Origin of the sequence: Chromobacterium sphagni, from assembly GCF_001855575.1 — a bacterium.
GTDB lineage: Bacteria > Pseudomonadota > Gammaproteobacteria > Burkholderiales > Chromobacteriaceae > Chromobacterium > Chromobacterium sphagni.
In genome coordinates this window covers 1,044,995-1,068,171 of record NZ_MKCS01000001.1, presented here as the reverse complement: position 1 = coordinate 1,068,171, position 23,177 = coordinate 1,044,995, and the positions used below count along the sequence as shown (strand labels likewise).

General features: G+C 65.9%; 27 protein-coding genes. 15 read left to right on the top strand and 12 right to left on the bottom strand.

Features of this window, described 5'->3' with window-relative positions; genetic code table 11:
- The first annotated feature begins 277 nt into the window (after positions 1-277).
- Positions 278-1,099, top strand: coding sequence for a posphoenolpyruvate synthetase regulatory kinase/phosphorylase PpsR (ppsR, locus tag BI347_RS05125; protein WP_071114148.1), 822 nt, complete (start codon positions 278-280; stop codon positions 1,097-1,099).
- A 58-nt stretch (positions 1,100-1,157) separates the two neighbouring features.
- Here ppsR and BI347_RS05120 read toward each other — a convergent pair whose 3' ends face one another.
- Entirely contained in the window at positions 1,158-1,520 is a 363-nt protein-coding gene (locus BI347_RS05120; protein WP_071114149.1) for a translation initiation factor Sui1, read from the bottom strand.
- Between the two features lie 216 nt (positions 1,521-1,736).
- On the opposite strand from BI347_RS05120, the gene BI347_RS05115 reads away from it, so the two are divergent.
- The 5 genes from BI347_RS05115 to BI347_RS05095 all read left to right on the top strand — a co-directional run bounded on the left by BI347_RS05115 (position 1,737) and on the right by BI347_RS05095 (position 5,139).
- A complete protein-coding gene (locus tag BI347_RS05115; protein WP_071114150.1) occupies positions 1,737-2,036 on the top strand; it encodes a hypothetical protein in 300 nt (99 codons plus the stop codon).
- A gap of 213 nt (positions 2,037-2,249) precedes the next feature.
- Positions 2,250-3,272 (top strand): tryptophan--tRNA ligase, encoded by a 1,023-nt coding sequence (trpS, locus tag BI347_RS05110; RefSeq protein ID WP_071114151.1) that lies wholly within the window; start codon positions 2,250-2,252, stop codon positions 3,270-3,272.
- Positions 3,273-3,335: 63 nt separating this feature from the next.
- Positions 3,336-4,235 carry an aromatic amino acid DMT transporter YddG gene (yddG, locus tag BI347_RS05105; RefSeq protein WP_071115441.1) on the top strand — a complete coding sequence of 300 codons (900 nt, stop codon included), beginning with the start codon at positions 3,336-3,338 and terminating at the stop codon, positions 4,233-4,235.
- A 37-nt stretch (positions 4,236-4,272) separates the two neighbouring features.
- The gene (locus BI347_RS05100; RefSeq protein WP_071115440.1) at positions 4,273-4,581 is read left to right on the top strand and encodes a chorismate mutase; all 309 of its coding nucleotides are present in this window, start codon (positions 4,273-4,275) and stop codon (positions 4,579-4,581) included.
- Between the two features lie 96 nt (positions 4,582-4,677).
- Entirely contained in the window at positions 4,678-5,139 is a 462-nt protein-coding gene (locus BI347_RS05095) for a CreA family protein (RefSeq protein WP_071115439.1), read from the top strand.
- A gap of 46 nt (positions 5,140-5,185) precedes the next feature.
- Here BI347_RS05095 and BI347_RS05090 read toward each other — a convergent pair whose 3' ends face one another.
- The 7 genes from BI347_RS05090 to mltG all read right to left on the bottom strand — a co-directional run bounded on the left by BI347_RS05090 (position 5,186) and on the right by mltG (position 10,271).
- The gene (locus tag BI347_RS05090) at positions 5,186-5,962 is read right to left on the bottom strand and encodes an MBL fold metallo-hydrolase (RefSeq protein ID WP_071115438.1); all 777 of its coding nucleotides are present in this window, start codon (positions 5,960-5,962) and stop codon (positions 5,186-5,188) included.
- Positions 5,963-5,978: 16 nt separating this feature from the next.
- Complete coding sequence (locus BI347_RS05085; protein WP_071114155.1) at positions 5,979-6,368, bottom strand: hypothetical protein; 390 nt, start codon at positions 6,366-6,368, stop codon at positions 5,979-5,981.
- An 18-nt stretch (positions 6,369-6,386) separates the two neighbouring features.
- Positions 6,387-7,157 carry a TatD family hydrolase gene (locus BI347_RS05080; protein WP_071115437.1) on the bottom strand — a complete coding sequence of 257 codons (771 nt, stop codon included), beginning with the start codon at positions 7,155-7,157 and terminating at the stop codon, positions 6,387-6,389.
- A 78-nt stretch (positions 7,158-7,235) separates the two neighbouring features.
- On the bottom strand, positions 7,236-7,613 hold the full coding sequence (locus BI347_RS05075; RefSeq protein ID WP_071115436.1) for a PilZ domain-containing protein: 378 nt from the start codon (positions 7,611-7,613) through the stop codon (positions 7,236-7,238).
- 20 nt (positions 7,614-7,633) lie between these two features.
- Positions 7,634-8,638 (bottom strand): DNA polymerase III subunit delta', encoded by a 1,005-nt coding sequence (locus BI347_RS05070; protein ID WP_071115435.1) that lies wholly within the window; start codon positions 8,636-8,638, stop codon positions 7,634-7,636.
- Positions 8,638-9,282, bottom strand: a complete 645-nt coding sequence (gene tmk / locus BI347_RS05065) for a dTMP kinase (RefSeq protein WP_071114158.1) — start codon at positions 9,280-9,282, stop codon at positions 8,638-8,640. Before tmk ends, BI347_RS05070 begins: the two co-directional genes overlap by 1 nt.
- On the bottom strand, positions 9,282-10,271 hold the full coding sequence (gene mltG / locus BI347_RS05060; protein ID WP_071114159.1) for an endolytic transglycosylase MltG: 990 nt from the start codon (positions 10,269-10,271) through the stop codon (positions 9,282-9,284). Before mltG ends, tmk begins: the two co-directional genes overlap by 1 nt.
- A gap of 204 nt (positions 10,272-10,475) precedes the next feature.
- Between mltG and BI347_RS05055 the strand changes: the two genes are divergently transcribed.
- From BI347_RS05055 to BI347_RS05025, 7 genes are all read left to right on the top strand, one after another.
- Entirely contained in the window at positions 10,476-11,123 is a 648-nt protein-coding gene (locus tag BI347_RS05055; protein ID WP_071115434.1) for a DUF3313 family protein, read from the top strand.
- A 55-nt stretch (positions 11,124-11,178) separates the two neighbouring features.
- The gene (modA, locus tag BI347_RS05050; RefSeq protein WP_071115433.1) at positions 11,179-11,907 is read left to right on the top strand and encodes a molybdate ABC transporter substrate-binding protein; all 729 of its coding nucleotides are present in this window, start codon (positions 11,179-11,181) and stop codon (positions 11,905-11,907) included.
- Positions 11,904-12,578 carry a molybdate ABC transporter permease subunit gene (modB, locus tag BI347_RS05045; protein ID WP_071115432.1) on the top strand — a complete coding sequence of 225 codons (675 nt, stop codon included), beginning with the start codon at positions 11,904-11,906 and terminating at the stop codon, positions 12,576-12,578. The genes modA and modB overlap by 4 nt, the downstream gene beginning before the upstream one ends.
- 54 nt (positions 12,579-12,632) lie before the next feature.
- Complete coding sequence (locus BI347_RS05040) at positions 12,633-12,887, top strand: hypothetical protein (protein WP_071114163.1); 255 nt, start codon at positions 12,633-12,635, stop codon at positions 12,885-12,887.
- 236 nt (positions 12,888-13,123) lie between these two features.
- Complete coding sequence (fliD, locus tag BI347_RS05035; RefSeq protein WP_158020738.1) at positions 13,124-14,596, top strand: flagellar filament capping protein FliD; 1,473 nt, start codon at positions 13,124-13,126, stop codon at positions 14,594-14,596.
- 72 nt (positions 14,597-14,668) lie between these two features.
- On the top strand, positions 14,669-15,355 hold the full coding sequence (locus BI347_RS05030) for a FadR/GntR family transcriptional regulator (protein ID WP_083338708.1): 687 nt from the start codon (positions 14,669-14,671) through the stop codon (positions 15,353-15,355).
- Between the two features lie 11 nt (positions 15,356-15,366).
- Positions 15,367-16,629 (top strand): CynX/NimT family MFS transporter, encoded by a 1,263-nt coding sequence (locus tag BI347_RS05025; protein WP_071115431.1) that lies wholly within the window; start codon positions 15,367-15,369, stop codon positions 16,627-16,629.
- 66 nt (positions 16,630-16,695) lie between these two features.
- On the opposite strand, the gene BI347_RS05020 is transcribed toward BI347_RS05025, so the two are convergent.
- From BI347_RS05020 to BI347_RS05010, 3 genes are read right to left on the bottom strand one after another with little or no spacing between them, the layout of a single operon-like run.
- Positions 16,696-17,208 (bottom strand): DUF2946 family protein, encoded by a 513-nt coding sequence (locus tag BI347_RS05020; RefSeq protein WP_239690824.1) that lies wholly within the window; start codon positions 17,206-17,208, stop codon positions 16,696-16,698.
- Positions 17,209-17,267: 59 nt separating this feature from the next.
- Positions 17,268-19,763, bottom strand: coding sequence for an ABC transporter permease (locus tag BI347_RS05015; protein ID WP_071114168.1), 2,496 nt, complete (start codon positions 19,761-19,763; stop codon positions 17,268-17,270).
- The gene (locus BI347_RS05010) at positions 19,760-20,455 is read right to left on the bottom strand and encodes an ABC transporter ATP-binding protein (protein WP_071114170.1); all 696 of its coding nucleotides are present in this window, start codon (positions 20,453-20,455) and stop codon (positions 19,760-19,762) included. The genes BI347_RS05015 and BI347_RS05010 overlap by 4 nt, the downstream gene beginning before the upstream one ends.
- Between BI347_RS05010 and BI347_RS05005 the strand changes: the two genes are divergently transcribed.
- Positions 20,454-21,050, top strand: a complete 597-nt coding sequence (locus BI347_RS05005; protein ID WP_071115430.1) for an arylesterase — start codon at positions 20,454-20,456, stop codon at positions 21,048-21,050. The genes BI347_RS05010 and BI347_RS05005 overlap by 2 nt on opposite strands.
- Positions 21,051-21,175: 125 nt before the next feature.
- Positions 21,176-22,402 carry an MFS transporter gene (locus BI347_RS05000; protein ID WP_071115429.1) on the top strand — a complete coding sequence of 409 codons (1,227 nt, stop codon included), beginning with the start codon at positions 21,176-21,178 and terminating at the stop codon, positions 22,400-22,402.
- A 93-nt stretch (positions 22,403-22,495) separates the two neighbouring features.
- Here the strand turns inward: BI347_RS05000 and BI347_RS04995 are convergent, their stop codons facing one another.
- Positions 22,496-23,110, bottom strand: coding sequence for a peroxiredoxin (locus BI347_RS04995; protein ID WP_071115428.1), 615 nt, complete (start codon positions 23,108-23,110; stop codon positions 22,496-22,498).
- Between the last annotated feature and the right edge of the window lie 67 nt (positions 23,111-23,177).

Here is a 23,177-nt window from a genome sequence, read left to right as displayed (position 1 = left end):
TCACTTCCTGTGTTGGATTGGGACGATAGGGCCGCATTCTAGCCGAATTACGTGCCAATTGCGTAGCAACTTTTGCACTGCACAAGATTTTATGCGACAAGAAAATTGTTTAATCCAATACAATCAAATGGTTGATCCGCAAACCATCCGGCACTCAACTCAAATGTCATGTAGCGCGTTGATTACACGCGAAAAGCCGCGCATGTCCGCAGGTATCGTCAAGGCTTGCATCGGTATACACTTTGCCGCAACCAAATACACTTTGCCAAGGTGCATCATGTCCCATCGCCGCTCCGCCTTCTTCATCTCCGACCGCACCGGCATCACCGCCGAGTCGCTGGGCCACACGCTGCTGACCCAGTTCGACACCTTGGACTTCAAGCGCGATACCGTGCCCTTCGTCGATACCGTGGACAAGGCCAAGGCGCTGGCGCAGCGCATCAGCGACATCGCCGAGCGCGACCATCTGCGCCCGCTGGTGTTCACCAGCATAGTCAATCCGGAGGTGCGCGAGGCGCTGCGCTTGAACAATGTGGTGCTGATAGACTTCTTCGAAACCTTCATCGGCCAGCTGGAGGCCGAAATCGGCCAGAAGGCGTCGCTGTCGGTGGGCAAGGCCCACGGCATGGTCAACGAGGAAAAGTACGACCACCGCATGGAGGCGGTCAACTTCTCGCTGAACCACGACGACGGCGTCAAACTGAAGGATCTGGACGAGGCGGACGTGATTCTGGTGGGGGTGTCGCGCTCCGGCAAAACCCCTACCTGCCTGTACCTGGCGCTGCAGTACGGCATACGCGCCGCCAACTATCCGCTGACGCCGGAAGACTTGGGCAGCCCGACGCTGCCCAAGCTGCTGCTGCCGTTCAAGGACAAGATCTTCGGCCTCACCATCGACCCGGCCCGGCTGCACAATATTCGCTCGGAACGCCGGCCGGACTCCAAATACGCCAGCATGGACAACTGCCGGCGCGAGGTGAACGAAGCGGAATCGATGTTCCGCCACCACGGCGTGACCTTCATCAGCACCACCCACAAATCGATCGAAGAGATCGCCTCCACCATCATGCACAAAGCGGCGCTGGGACGTAAGTTCTGATCCCGGCCCGGTCAGCCCGGCAACCAGGTGGTCTGCGCCAACCAGCCGCGCGGCGGCGCTAACCGCCGCCGCGCTTCACCTTGAAACCGTGCTTGGCCAGCTCGGCCATCACGGTTTCCACATGGTCGCCCTGGATCTCCAGCACGCCGTCCTTGGCGGTGCCGCCGCTGCCGCAGCGCGTCCGCAGCTGCTTGCCCAGCTTAGCCAGCGCATCCGCAGCCAGCGGCAAGCCCCTGACCACCGTCACCTCCTTGCCGCCCCTGCCCTTGGTCTCGCGCGCCACCCGCGCGATGCCGTCTCCCGCCGGCTCGGCCTCCGCCGCGCAAACGCATTGCTGTTGCGGCTGGCGGCACTGCGGACACATGCGGCCATGCTCGGTGGAGTACACCAGCCCTCCGCCCTCGCTTCGTTTCGCTTTCATTCAGCTTCCATCCATTTCCAGTACGCAGGCGCCATGGTTGCGGCGAATCGGTGCGCGGACAAGCCCCGCAAGCCGGACATGCCATTCGCGCAAACAGGAATAAAACGCTATCCCTTTGTTTATTTGTAAATTTCCCGTCATTCCAGGAACAATAAAAACCAAACACTCTCAAAAATAAGGAGCCGTCATCCCAGCCGAAACCTAACGAGAGCAACGATGAACATCCCCGACTTCAACCAACCGCCCATCGCTGTCGCGCGCGTCTGGCCGCAACAGCTGGCCGGCGTGCAGGCGGGGCGGCAGCTCACATCGGAGCAGCAACACGAGTTCGCCGAGATGCTGTTCCGCACCGTGCTGCAGAATCCGCCGCACAGCGCGCCGCTGTTCGCCCTCGCCAATGCTCCGGCCAGCCTGCAAGCCAGCCATCCTTCCTCGCCGGCCCGGCAGCGCTCCGCCAACCGCGCCTATTCCTCCGAACGCCCCGCCGCCGGCTTCCTGCTGCAAGCCGAGGCTTGACGCCGTCCCGCGCCTCATGTTTTGATGAAGCCATGAAAACCGCATCCGCATTCGCAATCCAGCTCTGGTGGTGGCGCCTCTCTTAGGCGGCACCGGCGAAACGCGCACGCAAAAACCCGGAGGCTGCCGACAAGGCGCACCGGGTTTGTTTTTGACAGTCCCCTCCCCAGTTCCCCCTGTCGGCCTCCTCTCCCAACCCCAACGGAGACCGATATGAATCTAGACGCCATCAGCAGCAGCGACATCATCCTCACCGGCGACCGCACCACCGGCCAGCTGCATCTGGGCCACTATGTGGGTTCGCTGAAGAACCGCGTGATCCTGCAGGAGCGCTGCAAGCAATTCCTGCTGCTGGCCGACGCCCAGGCCCTGACCGACAATATGGGCAATTACCTCAAGGTGCGCGACAACGTGCTGCAAGTGGCGCTGGACTATCTGGCAGTGGGCATAGACCCGGCCAAAAGCACCATCTTCATCCAGAGCCTGGTGCCGGAACTGACCGAGCTGGCGTCCTACTACCTCAATCTGGTGACCGTGGCGCGTCTGGAGCGCAATCCCACCATCAAGGACGAGATCAAGCAGCGCGGCTACGAACGCGACATTCCGGCCGGCTTCCTCACCTACCCGGCCGCCCAGGCCGCCGACATCACCGCCTTCAAGGCCACCATCGTGCCGGTGGGCGACGACCAGATCCCGATGATAGAACAGACCAACGAGATCGTGCGCCGCTTCAACGCGAGCGTGGATCAGACCGTGCTGGTGGAAGCCCGCGCGGTGGTGCCGGAAGTCGGCGCGCGCCTGCCGGGCATAGACGGCAAGGCCAAGATGTCCAAATCGCTGGGCAACACCATCACCCTGTCCGCCAGCGCCGATGAAATCCGCCAGGCGGTGAAAATGATGTACACCGACCCCAATCACCTGCGGGTGGCCGATCCCGGCCAGGTGGAGGGCAATGTGGTGTTCAGCTATCTGGATGTGTTCCATCCGGACCAGGCGCTGGTGGCGGAGCTGAAAGCCCACTACCAGCGCGGCGGCTTGGGCGACACGGTGATCAAGCGGCATCTGGAAGAGTGCCTGCAAAGCCTGCTGGCGCCGATACGCGAGCGCCGCGAGCAATACGCGCGCGACCCGGCCGCGGTGCTGGAAATGCTGAAGACCGGCACCCGCCGCGCCCGCGACGTGGCGGCCGCCACGCTGGCCGAAGTGAAAACCGCGATGGGCCTGAACTACTACTAATTCAACACGGCGCAAAGGACGACGGCGCCGCCGCCGTCCTTGCCGCCATCCGATGGAAACGCCATGCCAATCCATGCCTCATCGCACCGCGGCACCTGGCTCGGGCTGCTGGCCGTCATCCTGTGGAGCGCCGTTCCGCCGCTGATCCGCCTGCTCAGCGAAAATTTCGGCCCGATAGGCGGCGCGGCGCTGATGTACAGCGTCAGCGCCGCGCTGCTGGCAGCCGTGCTGGGCTGGCCGCGCCTGCGCGACTTTCCGCCGCGCTACCTGCTGCTCGGCGGCGGACTATTCGCCTGTTACGAAATCGCGCTGGCTCTGGCGCTGGGCTTTGCCCAGAACCGGATGCAGGCGATAGAGCTGGGCATCGTCAACTATCTGTGGCCCTGCTTCACCGTGCTGATGGCCGTGGCGTTCAACGGCCAGCGCGCCGGGCCATTGCTGCTGCCCGGCCTCTGCCTGTCGCTGCTGGGCGTAGCCTGGATCATGAGCGGCGGCGCGCTGTCGCCGGCAGGCATTCTGCGCAACGCGCTGCAGAACCCGCTCAGCTATTCGCTGGCCCTCGCCGGCGCGCTGCTGTGGGCGGCTTACTGCACCTTCACCAAGCGGCTGTCGCAGGGCAAGAACGGCATTGCGCCCTTCTTCGCGCTGACCGCGCTGGCATTGTGGCTCCAATACGGCCTCAGCCGGGAAAGCCTCGCCATGCCGGCGCTGTCGTCCATCGCCATCCTGCTGCTGGCCGCCGTGGTGATGGCCGCTGGCTACGCGGCGTGGAATATCGCCATCGCCGAGGGCAATATGATGCTGCTGGTCGCCGCATCCTATTCCACTCCGGTGCTGTCCTCGGCGCTGGCCTCGGCCATCCTCAGCACCGCGCTGTCCTTCGCCTTCTGGCAGGGCGCGGCGATGGTCGCCGCCGGCTCGCTGCTGTGCTGGCGGTCCACCCGCCCCGCCCGCGCGGCCTAGCGCCGCCCAAGCCTCGCCATATTTAGGGAATCAACCTATGAACAGTATTTTCCGATGCCAGAACCTGGATGACGCCAGGGGACAAATAGACCGCATCGACCGCGCGCTGGCAACCCTGATCGCCGAGCGCGGCATCTATGTGCGCCAGGCCGCGCAGCACAAGAACGGCTGCCGGGAGGTGGAAGGCGGCAAGCGGACTGGTCAGGTGATGCGGCGGGTGGAACGGCTGGCCGGCGAACTGGGGGCCGATCCCGCGCTGACCGCCGCCGTCTACCGCGCCATGATCGGCCACTTCGTCGCCGACGAGTTGGACGCGCTTCACAACGGCGCAAGCGAACGGATTTGAGCCGGACGCCGGCATTCCATACAATCGGCGGAATGGGCCGCGCCGCGCTCGGGCGCAGTCGGTTCGCATCCCAATCTATCGCGGAAGAAAACCCGGATGAAAAAGACAATCCTGCTGCTCGCCTGCCTGTCCGCTCCGGCGCTGGCCGAAGAAGTGGGCGAAGTGTCCACCACCTTCAAACTGCTCAGCCCCAACGACAAGGTGGTGGTGGAGGCCTTCGACGATCCTTCGGTGCAGGGCGTGGCTTGCTATGTGTCGCGCGCCAAGACCGGAGGCTACAAGGGGGCGGTGGGCCTGGCCAAGGATCCGTCGCGCTTCTCCGTCGCCTGCCGCCAGGTGGGGCCGATCCGCTTTGGCCAGCCGCTGCCGCAGCAGGAACAGGTGTTCAAGGAGAGCGCGTCCTTCGTGTTCAAGCATGTGCGGGTGGTGCGCATAGTCGACGCCAAGCGCAATGTGCTGACCTACCTCACCTACTCCGACAAGCTAGTGGACGGCAGCCCGGACAACGCCATCAGCGCGGTGGCGGTGCTGGAACAGAAAATTCCGCTGAAAAAATAATCAACGCAAATCATTGATATCCATCATCTTTTTAAGATGATGGATATCATGCCATCGACAGTTTGGCCTGCCAGCCATCGAATCCCACCTCCACGCCAGGCGGACACTGCGCGCTCAAGGCATGGTATTCCAGCTTGTGGGTCATATGAATCAGCACCGTGCGGCGGGCGCCGATCTTCGCCGCCCAGTCGAAAGCCTGCCCCACTCCCAGATGCGATGGGTAAGGATCGTGGTTCAGGCAATCCAGGAACAGCAGCTCCAGCCCCTCCAGCAGCGGCAAGCTGTCGTCCGGAATATGCGACAGGTCGGTCAGCCAGGCCATATTGCCGATGCGCCAGCCCAGGCAGGGCCAACTGCCGTGCTGCAGCGGAACAGGCGTCAGGGTGACGCCCTGATGCTGGAAGGGTCCGCTGACGATTTCCGGCTGCAGCACCGGCTTGTCCCACATCTTGGACGGCGCCAGCAAGGCGTAGCCGAAGCGCTCGCGGATATTGGAAATGGTGAAGTCGTTGCCGTACAACGAGATCGGTCCCTGCCTGAGGTAGCAGAAGGCGCGCAGATCGTCGATGCCGTTCAGGTGGTCGGCGTGCGGATGGGTGTACAGCACCGCATCCAGCCGGGACAAGCCCTCGCGCAGCGCCTGCTGGCGCAGGTCCGGGCCGGTGTCTATCAGGAAACCCAGCTCGCCCGCCGTGACGTAGGCGCTGGCGCGAGTGCGCTGGTTGCGCGGCTCGTCCGACAAACAGGTGGCGCAGGCACAGCCTATCGCCGGCGTGCCGGAACTGGAACCGCAGCCCAGGATGGTGACTTCCAAAGTATTCACAACGCTCCTTGCATGATCATTGGCACAGGGGCGGTCGCACCGCCGGCGCCGGCGCCGCCACAACGCCGCCATCGCATTGCACCTGGGCACCCGGACCCACCTGGCAGCTGCCGCCAGGCTGGGCCGCGCATTGCGCGCTGCCGTCCGGAGCCAGCAGGCACATGCCCGGTCCGGCATAGAAAGCGCCCTTGGCGCGGATGGCGCCGCCGCCGGGATAGGGCGAGCAGAACAGATTGCCGAACTCGTCCACCACGCAGGCGCCGGCGCTGCAATAGGCGTTGCCGTGATGCAGCACCGCCTGGCCGCCCGGCTGCGCGCAGTAGCTGCGGCCGCCGAGAGTGACGCAGTTGGCGGCTGCGCTCAGCGATGCCGCCAGCAGGAACCATCCCGTCAGGCGCTGCCGCATGGCAGTCTCCTTATCAGATCAGCGCGCCGCCTTGGCGAACAGGCGGAAGAAGTTTTCCGTGGTGGCGGTCGCCACCTCCTCTACCGATATGCCGCGCAGCCGGGCGACACACTCGGCCACATGGCGGACATAGGCCGGCTCGTTCTGCTTGCCGCGGTGCGGCACCGGCGCCAGATACGGCGAATCGGTCTCGATCAGCATCCGCTCCAGCGGCACTTTCTGTGCCACTTCCTGCACCTGCTTGGCGTTCTTGAAGGTCACCACCCCGGAGAAGGAGATGTAGAAGCCCAACGCCAGCGCCGCTTCCGCCACCTCCCAGGTCTCGGTGAAGCAGTGCATCACGCCGCGGCACTCGTCGGCATGCTCTTCCCGCATGATGCGTATGGTGTCCTCGGCGGATTCGCGGGTGTGGATCACCAGCGGCAGGCTCACGCGGCGGGCGGCGCGGATGTGGGTGCGGAAGCGCTGGTGCTGCCACTCCAGATCGCCCTTGCACCAGTGGTAGTCCAGGCCGGTCTCGCCGATTCCCACCACCCGCGGATGGCCAGCCAGCTCCACCAGCTCGTCCTCGCTGTACTCCTCGGCTTCGGGATCGTCCGGGTGCACGCCCACCGTGGCGTAGAGGTTGGGATGGGCTTCGGCCAATCCCAGCACCTGGGGGTATTTGGGGCGGCTGACGCCTATCACCAGCGCGTGGCTCACCCGGCTCTCGCGCATATTGTCCAGCACTTCGGGCAACCGTGCGGCCAGGTCGGGGAAATTGATGTGGCAATGGGAATCGATAAGCATGATGGGGCTGCCGCAAAACTCTAAAGGGAACCCTGCAAGGATACCACGCCTACCGCGTTGGATTCGGCGGCGCGCCGCCTACATGGTATGGGTGGGCCGGCTGGAATTGAGCACGCCGCCCAGCAGCGCCTCGATCTTGTCCTTGGCCTGCTTGCCGGCCTCGCCGGAGACGAACTCCACGCCCACCCCCTGCACCCGGCTGTTGTTGGCGCCAGCCGGCGTGATCCACACCACCTTGGCCTGCACCGCGATGCGCTGCGGGTCTTCCATCAGGGTCAACAGCAGGAACACTTCCTCGCCCAACTGCATCTCCTTGTTGGTGGGGATAAAGATGCCGCCGTTGCGGGCAAAGGGCATATAGGCGGCGAACAGCGCGCTGCGCTCCTTGATGTGCAGCGACAGCACGCCGGGACGGTTGGGATTGTTCAGGTCCTGCCGGGTATTGGCGGCATCCATGTTCGGGCCCCTTCTCGCTCTCAGCCGGCCTTGCCGCCGGCGAAAATCTTCAGGTAATCCATCAATACCGCCTCAAGTTGCAGGCGGGTGTTCAGCGTGTGCTGGGAGAACGGCGCCAGCGCGGTCAGCGCCTGCTGGCAGGCCATCAGCTGCACGGTGTCGCAGCGCGTCGACAAGGCCGACAACGCGCGCTCCTGATCTGGATAATAGCGGACCCGGCCCGCCAGGCCCAGCAAGGCCAGATCATGCAGCCATTTCTGCAACCAGTTCAGCGGCTGCAGCAGCGACAGCTGCTTGTTCTTGTCCACCATCTCCGCCAGTTGCAGCATGCCGGCGAAGTTGGGCAGGCCCAGGCCCTTGACGAATTGCTGCCGCAGCACGGCCAGTTCGGGATCGTGGTCGAACAGCGGCACGCCGCCGTTATGGGCCAGTTCCAGTTCGGGATCGGCGATGCCCTGCTGCGTCAGCCAGGACAGCGCCGCCTGCGCGCTGGGGCGGTCCAGCGCAAACTGGCGGCAACGGCTGCGGATGGTGGGCAGCAGCCGCTGCGGCGCATGCGCCACCAGCAGGAACAGCACTGACTCCGGCGGCTCCTCCAGGATTTTCAACAAGGCGTTGGCGGCGGCCAGATTCAGGTTCTCCGCCGGCTCCACCAGGATCACCCGGCGGCCGGCGCGATGGGCGGACAGGTGGGCGAAATCGATCACGTCGCGCACCGCCTCTATCTTGATCTGCGGCAGCTTGCGCACCGCCTTGGCCTCCTTGCCCTCTTCCTCCTCGTCGGCGAACGGCGACAGCAGGCGGAAATCGGGGTGGGTGCCGCTGGCGAACCAGCGGCAGCCCTGACACTGGCCGCAAGGCTGATGGTCGGCCTGCGGCGACTCGCACAGCAGCGACTGCGCCAGGTGCCGGGCAAAGGCCAGCTTGCCGATGCCGGCGCTGCCGGTGAACAGCCAGGCGCCCGGCATCCGCTGGCGTTCGGCGTTCAGCCGCCGCCAGTCATCGTTCTGCCATGGATACAGCATCAGCCGCGCTCCAACAGGTTCTGCAGATGGATTGCGATGTCGGCCTGGATTTCGGCGATGCCGCGGCTGGAGTCCAGCATGGCGAAACGATGCGGCTCCGCCGCCGCGCGGGCCAGGTAGGCCTCGCGCACGCGCTGATGGAAATCGGCGGCCTCCTGCTCGAAACGGTCAAGCGTCCGGGTGCAGGACATGCGCTGCGCCGCCACGTCCAGCGGCAGGTCGAACAGCAGCGTCAGATCCGGCTGCAGCCCCTGCTGCACCCAATCCTCCAGCACGCGGATGCGCTCGAAGGGAATGCCGCGGCCGCCGCCCTGGAAGGCGTAGGTGGAGTCGGTGAAACGGTCGGACACCAGATAACGCCCGGCCGCCAGCGCCGGCGCGATCACGCCGTCGATGTGCTGCTGGCGCGCGGCGAACGCCAATAACGCCTCGGCGTTCAGCGACACCTGGCTGTCCACCGCCAGCAGCAGTTTGCGAATGTCCTCGCCCAGCGGCGTGCCACCCGGCTCGCGGGTGAACACCGCGTCCACGCCGCGGCTGGCCAGCCAGTCGCGAATGAAAGTCAGATGCGTGCTCTTGCCCGCGCCGTCTATCCCCTCCAGGGTGATGAAGCGGCCGCGTCGGGCTGGCTGCTCGGTCGGCATTACTGGCCTTTCTTCAAGATGTATTTGCGCACCGCCTGGTTGTGCTGCTCCAGGGTGCTGGAAAACTGCGAGCTGCCGTCGCCGCGGGCGACGAAATACAGCGCGTCGGAATCGTCCGGCTGGGCGGCGGCGTACAGCGCCGCCTTGCCCGGCAGCGCGATAGGTGTCGGCGTCAGGCCGGCGCGGGTATAGGTATTGTACGGCGTGTCGCGGCGCAGGTCGGCCTTGCCGATATTGCCGCGGTAGCGCTCGCCCATGCCGTAGATGACGGAGGGATCGGTCTGCAGCCGCATTCCCTTCTTCAGCCGGTTGACGAACACCGAGGCCACCATCGCGCGATCGGCATCGCTGGAGGTTTCCTTCTCGATCAGGCTGGCCATGGTCAGCAGCTCGTACGGCGTACTGTAGGGCAGATCGGCCTTGCGGGCCGCCCAGGCCGCGTTCAGCTGCTGCTGCATCACCTCGAACGCCTGGTGGTAGATGTCCAGATCGGACATGCCCGGCGTGAACAGATAGGTGCTGGGGAAGAACAACCCCTCCGGGCTGGCCCCCGGCATGCCCAGTCGCTGCATGAGCGCGGCGTCGCCCAGCTTCTGCGCATCGTGCCGCACGTCCGGGTTGCGGTCCAGCGCCTGGCGCAGCTGGCGGAAAGTCCAGCCTTCTATCGCGGTGAGGCTGGCCTCGTCGGGGTGGCCCTGCACCAGCCGCTGCAGCACATCCAGCATGTTCTGCGATCCCTGGAAGCGGTACAGCCCGGCCTTGATCTTGCGGTCGGAACCGGACAGCCGCGCCAAAGCCACCATCAGTTGGCGGTTGCGGATGGCGCCGTCCTGCTCCAGCGTATGGGCAATCTGCTTCATGGTGCGGTTGGGCCCCACCAGCAGCTTGTAGCCCGCATCGGGCAGCTTGACCGGCAGCAGCGCGGCCCAGCCCAGCCAGCCCGCCGCGCACAGCAGGATCAGCAACAGAAAGCCGGATAGTTTTTTCATTTGAATGCGTCGCAAAATCGGTGTCTTGGGCCGCTCCTGCGGCAAAGGCGGAATCATACCAGCAAGCCGGCCTGTACGACATGACAGGTCAGACTGTCCCTCCGTAGGATAGTTTGCCCCACATCAACAGTGATCTTCGCGCTTTTGCCTATTTTCATAGTGAAATCCGCCACTGCGGATCAACCACCGACACTACGGACGGCGATGAAACCTTTCTTCAACTTCGGCTGCGCGCTGGTCGCCTGGGGCGAGCTATGCCGGGTGGCGCGGACCCGCAATTATCCTGGCAGACTCGATCCGCTGCCGCCGCAGGCTTTTTGCCAGGGCCGCCACAACCACCAGTTCGTCTACGCCAGCTCGGCGCAATTGCTCAAACCCTACCAGGCGATACTGCTGGAGCCGCTGTGGCTGCTGGACCAGCGCCAGGACGGCCGCTGGCAACTGGTGGCCACCGCGCTGGGGAACAGCCTGAACCTGCGCCTGCAGGCCTTGTTGCGCGCCTGGATGTCGGCTATTCCCCAGGCCGAGGAAGCCGGCCCGCAAGTTGCCAGGCTGCGTCTGGCGCTGCGCAGCTTCCAGGGCGAAATCGGCAGCCTGCCGCCATCTCTGTCCGTCGCGCGCCAGACCGATGGCCAATCGCCATTGGTGCGCGGCATCTCCCCCTATTTGGAACAGATATCCAGCATCGTGCAACTGGAAGACGCGCGGGACGGCCGGCTGCTGGGAGGCGGCGTCAACCTGCAGGGTCCGCAAGCCGAACAGGGACGCAGCGGCCAGGGCTGGCAGGACCTGCTGGCCTGCAACTGGCAGCAAATCCTGCAATTCGGCCACCCTCCCCTCGCCGCTGGCTAGCATGGCGATTTTGGCCGCATAATGACGGCAAGATCATCTTTCCGGAGCCACCGCCATGCCGCGCCTGCGCCTTGCCCTGCTGTGCCTCTGCCTGTCCCCGCTGGCCCTCGCCGACACCGTGAATGTGGCGGTGGCCAGCAATTTCCAGCAAACGCTGGACAAGATAGCCGCGGCGTTCAAGGCCGCCACCGGCCATGAGGTCAAGGCCAGCGCCGGCGCCTCCGGCAAGCTGGCGTCGCAGATCCGCCAGGGCGCGCCCTTCGACGTGTTCCTGTCCGCCGACAACGAGCGCCCGACCGAACTGGCGCGCGCCGGCGTCGGCCTGCCATCCAGCCAGTTCACCTACGCCTATGGCCAGTTGGCGCTGTGGAGCAAGAAGCGCGGCGACGCCGGCGAGGCCGCGCTGCGCCAGGGCAACTTCAACAAGCTGGCGGTGGCCAATCCCGCCACCGCGCCCTACGGCCGCGCCGCGATGGAAACCCTGGCGGCGCTGAAGCTGGAGGCCGCCGTCCAAGCCAAGCTGTTGACCGGCGACAATATCGGCCAGACCATGCAGTTCGCCGAGGTCGGCGGCGCCGACTTCGCCTTCGTCGCCTATTCGCAACTGCTGGAACAAGGCATACGCGATCATTATTGGCTGGTGCCGGAAAAACTGCATCAGCCGATACGCCAGGACGCGCTGCTGATCAAGGCCGGCCCGGCCGCCAACGCGCTGATGGCCTTCCTCAAAGGGGAGCAGGCCCGCGCGCTGATGGCCCAGGCCGGCTACCGCTTCAAGCCGTGACGCCACAGGACTGGAGCGCCATCGCCCTCACCCTGAGGCTGGCGTGCATCAGCACCCTGCTGCTGCTGGCGCTGTGCATCCCCTGCGCCTGGTGGCTGGCGCGCAGCCGTTCGCGGCTGCGTCCGTTCTTGGAAGCCGGCGCCATGCTGCCGCTGGTGCTGCCGCCGACAGTGCTGGGTTTCTACCTGCTGCTGGCCTTTGGTCCCCACGGCCCGGTGGGCAGGCTGACCGCCTCCCTGGGCCTGCCCGGCCTGGCCTTCACCTTTCACGGCGTGGTCATCGCCTCGGTGCTGTACTCGCTGCCCTTCGTGCTGCAGCCGCTGTTGGCCAGCTTCCGCGCGGTGCGCCAGGAGGAGCTGGAAAGCGCCTGGCTGCTGGGAGCGGGCCGCTGGCAGCGGATGCGCCACGTGATCCTGCCGTCCTGCCGCAGCGGCGTACTTAGCGCCGCCTGCCTGGGCTTCGCCCATACCGTGGGGGAGTTCGGCGTGGTGCTGATGATAGGCGGCAATATCGACGGCGAAACCAGGGTAATTTCGATCGCGCTGTACAATCAGGTGGAACAGGCCAATTACGGCGCCGCACACCAGCTGGCGCTAATGCTGCTTCTGTTTTCGCTGGCGGCGCTGACCGCCGTCTACTGGCTGAACGCCAGGCAGAAAAAAGACGGATAAACTCTTTTCAACGGCCTGCCCCAGGCCACAACCCAGCCATGGAGACTACCCATCATGCGCAAATCGCTATTGCTCGCCCTGTTTGCCCTGTTCAGCGCCAATCTGGCACTGGCCGACGCCGCCTGCGACGCCAAGGCCGCCAACAAGAAACTGGCGGGCGCCGCCAAGCAGAGCTTCCTGAGGAAATGCGAGAAGGATACCGCCGCCGCCCAGGCCAGCTGTGACGCCAAGGCAGCCGACAAGAAGCTGGCGGGCGCCGCCAAGCAAAGCTTCGCCAAGAAGTGCGTGAAGGACGCGATGGCCAAGTAAGCCCGGCCTGCCGCCCGGATGCGCGAAACGGCATGGCGCCAGGCCCCATGCCGTTTTTGCCGTTTGATGCGGCGGCGCAAAAAATAAACAATCCAGACGCCGAAAAACGTCCAATCAACAATGACTTGGACGCAATAGTCTACACTTTAACAAGGTATGGCTTGTGAGTGTTGGTGATGAACTCCTTGTCTGGATACAGTTCAGTTCTCTCGTCTTTCGACAGTTTGCTGCCGAACTTGAGCAGTTTGTTGTCCAGCGGCCTGCTGCTGGGCTCAAGCGGCAGCGCCGGCAGCGCCAGCGCATCCGCCGCCACCGATCCTCTGCAGGTGGAGCTGTCCGGCCTGGGCCAATTGCTGTCCAACCTCAACACCTTCCAAAGCAGTCTGCAGCAGCTGTATGCGCCGTCCGTTCAGTTCAACAACGCCAGCGCCAGCAGCAGCAATCCGGCGGTGGCCAGCGTCAGCTCCTCCTACGGCGCGCAGAATGCCAACTACCTGCTCACGGTATCGCAACTGGCGCAGGCGCAAAGCGCCACCAGCAGCTTTTCGCTGGCGGACACCAGCTCCACCTCGGTGGGCACCGGCAGCCTGACCATCACCACCGGCAGCTACGCCTACACCAGTTCCACCTCGGCCAGCAGCTTCACCGCCAACGACACTCCGGTGACGGTCAGCATCACCAACGGCACCTTGTCCGGCATCGCCAGCGCCATCAATGGAGCCAATGCAGGCGTAGTGGCCAACGTGATCCAGAACGCGTCAGGCAGCTACCAGCTGCAGGTCAGCGCCGCCAGCACCGGCAGCAGCAACAACTTCCGCATCGCGGTGAGCGACAGCGACGGCAACAATACCGATCAGAACGGCCTGTCGCGTCTGGCTTTCGACCAGACCCTGGCGACGGGCAGCGGCCAGAACCTGGCGCAAACCCAGAGCGCGCTCAACGCCAGCTACACCATCAACGGTGCCTCCGGCGCCAGCAGCAGCAATCTGGGCATCCAGCTGGGTAACGGCGTGTCGGCCAATCTGCTGGCCACCGGCAGCAGTACCGTGGCGGTCAACGTGGACTTCGGCCAGCTCAACAGCAACGCGCAATCGTTGGCCAACGCCTTCAACACTGTGCAAAACAGCATCAACACCCTGCTGGGCAACGGCGCCGCGCTGCAGAACGATCCCATCGCCAACCAGTTGCCGCAGTTGCTGAACAAGGAAGTGCAAAACAGCTTCAGCAACGGCAGCTCGCTGCTTACCAGCCTCAGCCAGATCGGACTGAGCTACCAGAGCCCCAGCCAGTACGGCCTGGGCGGCACGCTGAGCTTGAACACCAGCTCGCTGCAGACCGCCTACAACAGCGACTCCAACGGCACCGCCAACCTGTTGTACACGGTGGAGCAGTCGCTGAACTCGCTGGCCGACAGCTACGCCTCCTATGGCAACGGCACCATCGCCCAGGAAATGACCGCCTTGCAGAACCAGGAGTTTTCCAGCCAATTGAGTTCGCAATCGGTGCCTTTCAACGACACCTTCCCCTACAACCTGCAGAACCTGCTCAGCTACCCGTCCGGCAACTCCGCCTTGTCCGCGCAGCAGATCAGCGGCCTGGCGATGTACGCGCTGGTGTACTCGCTGGGCGCGCCCTATGCGCTGGACTCGCTGCTGGTCGGCCAAGGCCTCGGCCTGTCCTCCTCCGGCACCTTCTCCGCCACCGCCTGACCCCCGTCTTTGACCCAGCTTGCGCTTTGTGGGTAAAATTCATCGGATGATTGGATGTTTAGGAGTCTCCGCATGAATCGCGCCGCCAAACGCTCGCTGGTGGACATCGCGCTGGACAGCCTGGGCCGGCAACTGGCCGACGGCCGCTGGCCGGTGGGCAGCCGCATTCCCACCGAGCCCGAACTGGCCGAGCAACTGGGCATCAGCCGCAACACCGTGCGCGAAGCCATCCGCGTGCTGCTCTACGCCGGCCTGCTGGAAGTGCGCCAGGGCGATGGCACCTATGTGCGCGCCATCGTCAATCCCGGCGAGGCGATGCGCGCCATCAGCCGCGCCAGCCTGCGCGAACACCTGGAAGTGCGCTGCCTGCTGGAGGAAAGCGCGGCGCGTCTGGCCGCCCAGCGCGCCGGCGCGGACGACCTGCTCCGCATCGCGGCGACGCTGGACACGCTGGCCCGCCAGGACGATGACACCCCGGAGAGCTACGCCGAGCGCGACATCGCCTTCCATCTGGCGATCGCCGACGCCAGCGGCAACCAGGCTCTGGCCGGCCTGTACCGCTATTTTTCCCGCGCCGTGCGACAAAGCGTGCAGGACTCCATCCGCGACGAAGCGCTGCCCGACCCCGACTTCGCCGCCCACGCCGCCATCTTCGACGCCATCCGCCGGCAACAGCCCGACGCTGCCGGAAATGCCGCCGCCGCCATCACCCGCCCGCTCTTGGCCACCCTGGACCAACTGCTGGCGGCGCAAAAATAAAAGGAAGCACCATGTTCGACCGCGATACTCAAAATCAACTGATCGCCGATGAGCTATTGATCGACGACGACGCCCCGCCGGCGACCCATCCGCCCGCCAGCCGCGGCCGCACCCTGCTGTTGTTGCTGGGACTGGTGCTGGTGGGCCTCAACCTGCGTCCGGCGCTGTCCAGCCTGGCTCCAGTGCTGGGCATGGTCAGCCAGGACACCGGACTCACCCCGGCGCTGGCCGGCCTGCTCACCACCTTGCCGGTGGCCTGCCTCGGCATCTTCGGCCCGCTGGCGCCGCACCTGGCGCGCCGCCTGGGCAGCGAGAAGACCATCGCCGTAGTGCTGGTGGCGCTGGCCGCCGGCATCCTGCTGCGCACTCAGCTGGGCCTGTTCGGCCTGTTCGCCGGCTCGGCGCTGGCCGGCGCCGGCATCGGCGTGATCGGCGTGCTGCTGCCCGGTATCGTCAAGCGCGACTTCGCCAGCCGCGCCGGCCTGATGACCGGCGTCTACACCATGGCGCTGTGCCTGGGCGCGGCGCTGGCGGCCGGTTTCACCGTGCCGGTGGCGGAATACTTCCAGCACGACTGGCGCCCGGCGCTGGCGCTGTGGGCATTGCCGGCGCTGCTGGCCATTGCCGTGTGGTGGCCGCAGCTGAAAACCCGCCACGCCGCCGCCGCCGGCCATTGGCAGGTGCGCGGCCTGCTGCGTGATCCGCTGGCCTGGCAGGTGACGCTGTTCATGGGCTTGCAATCGTCGCTGGCCTACATCGTGTTCGGCTGGCTGCCGTCCATCCTGATAGACCGCGGCCTCACCGCCATGCAGGGCGGACTGATGCTGTCGCTGTCCACCATGGTACAGGTACCGGCATCCTTGCTGGTGCCGATGCTGGCGCACCGCTGTCGCAACCAGCAGCCGCCGATCGCCATCACGCTGTTCGCGGTGATCGCCGGCCTGCTGGGCATGCTGTACGCGCCGACCGACAGCCTGCTGCTGTGGGCGATGCTGCTGGGATTCGGCCAGGGCGGGCTGTTCAGCACCGCGTTGAGCCTGCTGGCGCACCGCTCGCCTGACCAGCACGTGGCCGCGCACCTGTCCGGCATGGCGCAGGGCATAGGCTATATGCTGGCCTCGCTCGGCCCCTTCGCCGTGGGCCTGATCCGCGGCCATAGCCATGCGGTCTGGCCGCTGGCCGTGCTGTTCTGCCTGATCTCCGCCGCCGCGTTCACGGTTGGCATGCTGGCCGGCCGCAAGCGGCTGGTGGCGGTGAAGGCGGTAGCCATCTAACTCCCCCCATCTGAATGGGAAAAGCCCGCTTGCCAGCGGGCTTTTCCCATTTCAGGCCGGGCCTGGCTATCTGGGTTTGGCCACGATGCCGTAACGCCGCCACAGTGCGGCCAGCTCCTCGCGCGCCAGCGGCACCTCGGTCCCGCCCAGGCGCAAGCCAGCGGGCAGGCCGTCCATCGTTCCGTCCCAGGCCGGCAACGCCTCGTCCAGCAGCGCCGGCAGGTCGCGGTCGTCCACCACCGCCAGCTCGCCGCCGATCTCCAACAGCAGCATGCCATCCGGCGTCAGCCAGGCGGTGCGCGGGGCCACGTCGTCGTCGTACGGCAGCGTGCTCCAGCCCATGGGCGTGCGCCTGGCCACCAGCGGCGCCGCGTCGAGCATCACGTAGACTTTCTGCGGCCCGTTCTGTACATAACAGCGGCCCTGCCCGTCGCGGCCATAGTTGCGGTTGAAGAAGTCCACCATCGCCTCGTGCTGCAGGCGCTCGTCCTTGATCCACCATTGGCCGCGCGCGTCCAGCCGCAGCCAGCCGAATACCGCCGGCACATTCGGCCATTTGGCCATTGCGGCCAATACCATTGCGTCCATCCTGCGTCTCCCGCGGGCCAAGCCCGCTCATTTCGTTTTTTTTCAGCCGCTCAAGCCACTGTGCGCAACACAGTCGACGGCGGAGTGCGCGTCACCTTGCCCACCAGCGGCCAGCCTGCCAGCGTCACCACCAACACGCCGCCGCCCATGCCCAGCGGCAGCAGCCACCAGTTGAGCAGCACCGGCAGCGAAAACAGCTTCACCGCCGCCAGCACGCCTATTCCCATCGCCCCCAGCGCCGCCAGCAGCCCGGACACCGCGCCCAGCCACACCAATTCGGCCAGCACCACGCTGCGCAACTGGCGGCGCGAAGCCCCCAGCGCCCGCATCAGGCCGATATCCGATAAACGCTCGTCGCGGGTGGCGGTCAGCGACGCCCACAGCACCAGCACGCCGGCGGCCAGCGCCAACAGGAACATCGCCTCGATGCCGCGCGTCAGTTTGTCCACCATCGCCCTCACCTCGGCCAGTATGCTGCCTACGTCTATCACCGTGATATTGGGGAAACGCTCCACCAACTGGCTGGCGAAGCCTTCGTCAGCCGCCTCCAGCCGGAAGCTGGTGATCCAGCTGGCCGGCTGCTGGCGGAACTGCCCCGGCGTGCCGATGACGAAGAAGTTCACCCGGAAGCTGTCCCACGGCACCTCGCGCAGGCTGCTCACTCTGGCGCGGTAAGTGGTGCCGGCCAGGTCGAACGCCAGCGTGTCGCCCAGACGGATGCCCAGCTTATCGGCCAGGCCGCGCTCCACCGAGAACTGCGGCTTCACCCGCTTCTCATCCGGCCACCATTTGCCGGACACCACCTGATTGCCGGGCGGCAGATCCTGGCGCCAGGACAGGTTGAACTCGCGCTCCGCCAGCCGCCGCGCCTGTTCGCTGTCGTAGGCGGCGGGCCGCACCGGCTGCTCGTTGATGGCGATCAGCCGCGCCCGCGCCATCGGCGACAGCTCCGGCTGCGGCCGCCCCGCCGCGGCGAAGGCGTCGCGCATGGCGTCCAACTGGCCGGGCTGGATATTGATCACGAACTTGTTGGGCGCGTCCGCCGGCACGCTGCGCTGCCAGGCGCCTATCAGATCGTCGCGCACCACGGTCAGCGTCAGCAGCGCCATCAGCCCCACCGACAGCGAAGCCACCTGCAGCACCGCCAGCCAGCGCCGGCGCGCCAGATTGGCGATGCCGAAACGCCAGCCCACCTTGCCGCCACGCGGCAGCCGCCGCAGCAGCATCACCATGCCCAGCGCCAGCAGGCCGGATACGCCAAGGAAACCCAGCATCGCCGCCAGCAACCAACCGGCCAGCGCGAACTCTCCTACCTGCCACGAGGCCAAAGCCAGCAGCGTGGCCAAGGCCAGCACCGGGGCGATCACTCCCTGCCGCGTCGGCGGCAGTTCATTGCGCAGCACCGCCGCCGGCGATATGTCCTGTATTCCCATCAACGGCGGCAAAGCCAGGCCGGAGAGCAGCAGCAAGGCCGCCAGCGGACCGATCAGCCAAGGCAGCCAGCCGGGGTCCGGCAACATCTCGCCGACGTAGCCGCTGAACAGCTGCATCAGGCCCAGCTGGATCAGGAAACCCGCCAAGGTGCCCAAGGCGCCGGCCAGCAGACCCAGCAGCAGGAACAGGCTGACGAACAGACCCCACACCTCGCCCGAGCCCAGGCCCAGGCAGCGCAGCACCGCCACCTGCTGCCAGTGGCGCTGCAGGTAGCGGCGCACCACCAGCGCCACCGCCGATGCCGCCAGCGCCACCGTCAGCATCGCGGTCAGGCCGAGGAAACGCCGCGCCCGCTCCAATCCGGTGCGGATTTCCGGCCGCATCTCCTCCACGTCCTCCAGCCGCGAGCCCGCCGGCTTGTGTCCGCGCAGCCAACTGCGGAAGTCCGCCACCTTGCGGTCTTCGCCGGCAAACAACAGCCGCCAGCGGATGCGGCTGCCCTCCTGCACCAGGCCGGTGGCGGTCAGATCGGCGCTGTTGAACATCAGCCGCGGGATGAAGTTGTACACGTCCATGCTGCCGTCCGGCTCGCGCACGATCAGGCCGGTCAGCTTCAACTGGCGGTTGCCGACGCCGATCTCGTCGCCCAGCTTCAGCTTGAGCCGGCTCATCAGCCTGGCGTCCATCCAGGCGCTGCCCGGCGCCGGTTGCAGACGGCCGCTCTGTTCGCTGCCGTCGGCCAGTTGCACCGTGGTTTCGCCGCGCAACGGATAGTTGCCGCTGACGGCCTTGTACTGCGCCAGCGCGGCCTGGCCGCCGGCGAACACCATCGATGGAAACACGATGTTGTCGGCCATCCCCAGACCGCGTTTGCGCGCTTCGGCGCGGATGGCGTCGGGCGCCGGCGCATTGCCGCTCAGCACCAAGTCCGCCGCCAGCAGCTGGGTTGCCTGGGTGGTCAGCGCCTTCTCCACCCGGTCGGAGAAGAAAGCGACGCTGCTCATCGCCGCCACCGCCACCAACAGCGCCAGCGCCAGGATGGTCAACTCGCCGGACACCAGTTCGCGGCGGATGAAGCGCAGCACCAGGGTAAGCCGTCCTCGCACTGTCATCCGGCGCGCGCTCCGTTGAGCTTGCCGTCCACCAGCCGGTAGATGGCGTCGCAACGGCTGGCCAGCTCATTGTCGTGAGTAACAAGCACCAGCGCGGTGCCCTGTTCGGCGTTGAGCTGGAACAACAGGTCTATGATCTGGCGGCCGGTATGCGGATCGAGGTTGCCGGTGGGCTCGTCGGCGAACAAGAGGCCGGGATGGATGACGAAGGCGCGCGCCAAAGCCACCCGCTGCTGCTCGCCGCCGGACAGGTGGCGCGGGTAGTGGCTCAGCCGCGCGGCCAGCCCCACCCGTTCCAGCATCTGCCGCGCCGCCTCGCGCGCGTCGTTGCGTCCGGCCAGCTCCAGTGGCAGCATGACGTTTTCCAGCGCGGTCAGCTGCGGCAGCAACTGGAAGTTCTGGAACACGAAGCCCACCTTGTCGCGCCGCAGTAGCGCGCGCGCGTCTTCGCTCAAGCGCGACAGCGGCTTGCCGAACAGCGCCACCTCACCATCGCTGGGGTGGTCCAACCCGGCCAGCAGCGACAACAGCGTGGATTTGCCCGAGCCCGAAGTGCCGACGATGGCCACGCTTTCGCCGGGATACAGCGTGAGCGAGGCGCTGCGCAGGATGTGCAGCACGTCGCCGCGGAAATGAACCTGCTTGGCCAACTCTTTGGCGGCCAGTACCGCCTTTTTCTCTGGATTGCTCATGCGCTCTATCGTCTGCAAGATACTGTTCCCCTTATTGCTGCTGTGGCAGCTGCCAGCCGGCGCCGCCACCATCCTAGTGTTCGGCGACAGCCTGTCGGCGGGCTACGGCCTGTCCGCCGGGCAGGGCTGGGTGGCGTTATTGGCCAAGGACCTGGCGCCGCGCCATCGGGTAGTCAATGCCAGCGTGTCCGGCGAAACCAGCGCCGGCGGCCTGTCCCGCCTGCCCGACGCGCTCGCCCGCCACCAACCCGACGTGCTGGTGCTGGAGCTGGGCGCCAACGACGGACTGCGCGGCTTGCCGCTGGCCGACATGCGGCAGAACCTGCAGCGCATGGTCGACCTGGCGCAAGCGCGCAAGACCAGGGTGCTGCTGGTGGGCATGGCGCTGCCACCGAACTATGGCCCCCGTTACGGCGCCGAGTTCCGCGCCGCCTATGATGAAATCGCCAAAAGCAACCATCTGGCCTACGTGCCGCTACTGGTGGCGGGCTTCGCCGGCGATCTGGCCAGCTTCCAGCCCGATGGCCTGCACCCGCGCGCCGACAAGCAGATCACCATGATGCGCACGGTGAAGGCGAAACTGCCAGTGAAATAATCCAGCAATATGATTGACTTGTTCGCATCAGCACGAACAGAATAGGCGAATCGCATAATAACATCCGCCAGCGGCGCTTCGGCACTTCGCCCCGCGAAAACTCCACGGCCCGCCGGCCCACGCACATGCCAAACCACACCCCGTCCTTCCTGCAGCGATGGCTGCGGCCATACCGTGGCCTGCCGCCCAGCGTCTACATCCAGGTGCTGTGCAGCTTCATCAACAACGTCGGCGGCATTTCCAAGCTGTTCCTGCCGCTGTACCTGCGCGAGGGCTACCATCTGCCCTACAGCCAGATCGGCATGCTGATGGCCTTCTACGGCGCCGGCATGCTGATAGGCTCGCTCAAGGGCGGCAGCCTGAGCGACCGTTTCGACAGCCGGGCGCTGGCGGTGCTGGCCTTGTCCCTGTCCGGCCTGTGCATGGCGCTGCTGGCGCTGCAGATTCCAGTATGGCTGTTCATGCCGGTGCTGGTGCTGTCCGGCATGGCCGACGGCGGTTTCCGTCCGGTCAACCAGCGGCTGGCGCTGGAGCCCTGCACCCCGCAGCAACGGCCGGTGGCCCAGGGCATGATGCGGGTGGCGTTCAACCTGGGGGTGGCCATCGCCGGCGTCACCAGCGGCTTTCTCGCCGCCTATGGCTACCAGTGGGTATACGCCGCCAACGCCAGCGGCACGCTGCTGGCCGCCTGCTGGCTGGCCTGGTCGTACCGCCGCCAGCGCGAGCGCACCCAGCCCGGACGCCGCGACGAACAGGCGGACGTCACCCTAGTCGGCCCGTGGCGCGACGTCAGCTTTCTGCGCAGCATCGCCGCGCTGATCCTGATAACGCTGGCCTTCGACCAGATGTACGTGACGCTGGCGCTGTTCCTGCGCGAACACTACCAGCTCGGACCGCAATGGGTCGGCTATCTGTTCACCATCAACGGCCTGATGGTGGTGGCGCTGCAGCTCCCCATCAGCCGCCGCATCCTGCGCTGGGGCCTGGGCCTCAGCACCCAGCTCGGCGTGCTGCTGACCGGCTGTTCCTTCCTGTGGCTGAACGTCGGCCACAGCGTGCTCTGGCCCATCCTGATGATGGTGACGCTGACCTTCGGCGAGCTGTTGCTGTCGCCCAGCTACGCGCAACTGGTGATGCACCGCTCCGAAGGCCGGCTGCGCGGCAGCTACCTCGGCCTGTACAACGCCGCCTGGAACGGCCGCACCCTGGTGGCGCCGGCGCTGGGCACGGCGCTGTACGGCCATCTGGGCGGCGCGGCGCTGTGGTGGCTGTGCGCGCTGGTGGCCTGCCTGGGCGTGGCGATCCAGCACGGCGCCCTGAGGAAGATGCTGCGGCCGGCCCCGGTCGGCTGACGCCCCCGCTGATACACGCCCCCCCGCCGACAAGACAACACCCCGCCGGCTTGCGCGGGCGGGGTGTCAGGACAGGCTATCCCTCAGGCGGGATTACAGGTCCTTGGCGTTCTCGGCCAGGTAGGAAGCCACGCCTTCGGCGGACGGCTTCATGCCCTTCTTGCCCTTGCTCCAGCCAGCCGGGCACACTTCGCCGTGCTCTTCGGTGAATTGCAGCGCGTCAACCACGCGCAGCATTTCGCCGATGTCGCGGCCCAGCGGCAGGTTGTTGACCACCTGGTGCTGCACCACGCCGGAGCGGTCGATCAGGAAGGAGCCGCGGAAGGCTACGCCGCCTTCGGCCTGAACGTCGAACGCCTGGCACAGCTCGTGCTGGATGTCGGCCACCAGGGTGTAGCCAACTTGGCCGATGCCGCCCTTTTCCACCGGAGTGTTGCGCCATGCGGCGTGGGTGAACTGGCTGTCGATGGACACGCCGATCACTTCCACGTTGCGTTCCTTGAATTCGGCCAGGCGGTGGTCGAAGGCGATCAGTTCCGACGGGCACACGAAGGTGAAGTCCAGCGGATAGAAGAACACCACGGCGTACTTGCCGGCGGTGGCCTGCTTGAAGGAGTAGTTGTCAACGATCTGACCATCGCCGAGCACGGCGGAGAAGGTTTTTTCACCAGCGAAGAAGGGGGCTTGCTTGCCAACGAGTACGGCCATTTGGATCTCCTTAAAGGTCTTGGTATGACAACGCTTCCCTGATCGGGCATCGGAAAACGTCGCGGAT

Excerpts from the sequence above, each read along its gene's own strand:
- ppsR (WP_071114148.1), top strand. The coding sequence starts at position 278 with ATGTCCCATCGCCGCTCCGCCTTCTTCATCTCCGACCGCACCGGCATC.
- BI347_RS05120 (WP_071114149.1), bottom strand. The coding sequence starts at position 1,520 with ATGAAAGCGAAACGAAGCGAGGGCGGAGGGCTGGTGTACTCCACCGAG.
- BI347_RS05115 (WP_071114150.1), top strand. The coding sequence starts at position 1,737 with ATGAACATCCCCGACTTCAACCAACCGCCCATCGCTGTCGCGCGCGTC.
- trpS (WP_071114151.1), top strand. The coding sequence starts at position 2,250 with ATGAATCTAGACGCCATCAGCAGCAGCGACATCATCCTCACCGGCGAC.
- yddG (WP_071115441.1), top strand. The coding sequence starts at position 3,336 with ATGCCAATCCATGCCTCATCGCACCGCGGCACCTGGCTCGGGCTGCTG.
- BI347_RS05100 (WP_071115440.1), top strand. The coding sequence starts at position 4,273 with ATGAACAGTATTTTCCGATGCCAGAACCTGGATGACGCCAGGGGACAA.
- BI347_RS05095 (WP_071115439.1), top strand. The coding sequence starts at position 4,678 with ATGAAAAAGACAATCCTGCTGCTCGCCTGCCTGTCCGCTCCGGCGCTG.
- BI347_RS05085 (WP_071114155.1), bottom strand. The coding sequence starts at position 6,368 with ATGCGGCAGCGCCTGACGGGATGGTTCCTGCTGGCGGCATCGCTGAGC.
- BI347_RS05080 (WP_071115437.1), bottom strand. The coding sequence starts at position 7,157 with ATGCTTATCGATTCCCATTGCCACATCAATTTCCCCGACCTGGCCGCA.
- BI347_RS05075 (WP_071115436.1), bottom strand. The coding sequence starts at position 7,613 with ATGGATGCCGCCAATACCCGGCAGGACCTGAACAATCCCAACCGTCCC.
- BI347_RS05070 (WP_071115435.1), bottom strand. The coding sequence starts at position 8,638 with ATGCTGTATCCATGGCAGAACGATGACTGGCGGCGGCTGAACGCCGAA.
- tmk (WP_071114158.1), bottom strand. The coding sequence starts at position 9,282 with ATGCCGACCGAGCAGCCAGCCCGACGCGGCCGCTTCATCACCCTGGAG.
- mltG (WP_071114159.1), bottom strand. The coding sequence starts at position 10,271 with ATGAAAAAACTATCCGGCTTTCTGTTGCTGATCCTGCTGTGCGCGGCG.
- BI347_RS05055 (WP_071115434.1), top strand. The coding sequence starts at position 10,476 with ATGAAACCTTTCTTCAACTTCGGCTGCGCGCTGGTCGCCTGGGGCGAG.
- modA (WP_071115433.1), top strand. The coding sequence starts at position 11,179 with ATGCCGCGCCTGCGCCTTGCCCTGCTGTGCCTCTGCCTGTCCCCGCTG.
- BI347_RS05040 (WP_071114163.1), top strand. The coding sequence starts at position 12,633 with ATGCGCAAATCGCTATTGCTCGCCCTGTTTGCCCTGTTCAGCGCCAAT.
- BI347_RS05030 (WP_083338708.1), top strand. The coding sequence starts at position 14,669 with ATGAATCGCGCCGCCAAACGCTCGCTGGTGGACATCGCGCTGGACAGC.
- BI347_RS05025 (WP_071115431.1), top strand. The coding sequence starts at position 15,367 with ATGTTCGACCGCGATACTCAAAATCAACTGATCGCCGATGAGCTATTG.
- BI347_RS05020 (WP_239690824.1), bottom strand. The coding sequence starts at position 17,208 with ATGGTATTGGCCGCAATGGCCAAATGGCCGAATGTGCCGGCGGTATTC.
- BI347_RS05015 (WP_071114168.1), bottom strand. The coding sequence starts at position 19,763 with ATGACAGTGCGAGGACGGCTTACCCTGGTGCTGCGCTTCATCCGCCGC.
- BI347_RS05005 (WP_071115430.1), top strand. The coding sequence starts at position 20,454 with ATGCGCTCTATCGTCTGCAAGATACTGTTCCCCTTATTGCTGCTGTGG.
- BI347_RS05010 (WP_071114170.1), bottom strand. The coding sequence starts at position 20,455 with ATGAGCAATCCAGAGAAAAAGGCGGTACTGGCCGCCAAAGAGTTGGCC.
- BI347_RS05000 (WP_071115429.1), top strand. The coding sequence starts at position 21,176 with ATGCCAAACCACACCCCGTCCTTCCTGCAGCGATGGCTGCGGCCATAC.
- BI347_RS04995 (WP_071115428.1), bottom strand. The coding sequence starts at position 23,110 with ATGGCCGTACTCGTTGGCAAGCAAGCCCCCTTCTTCGCTGGTGAAAAA.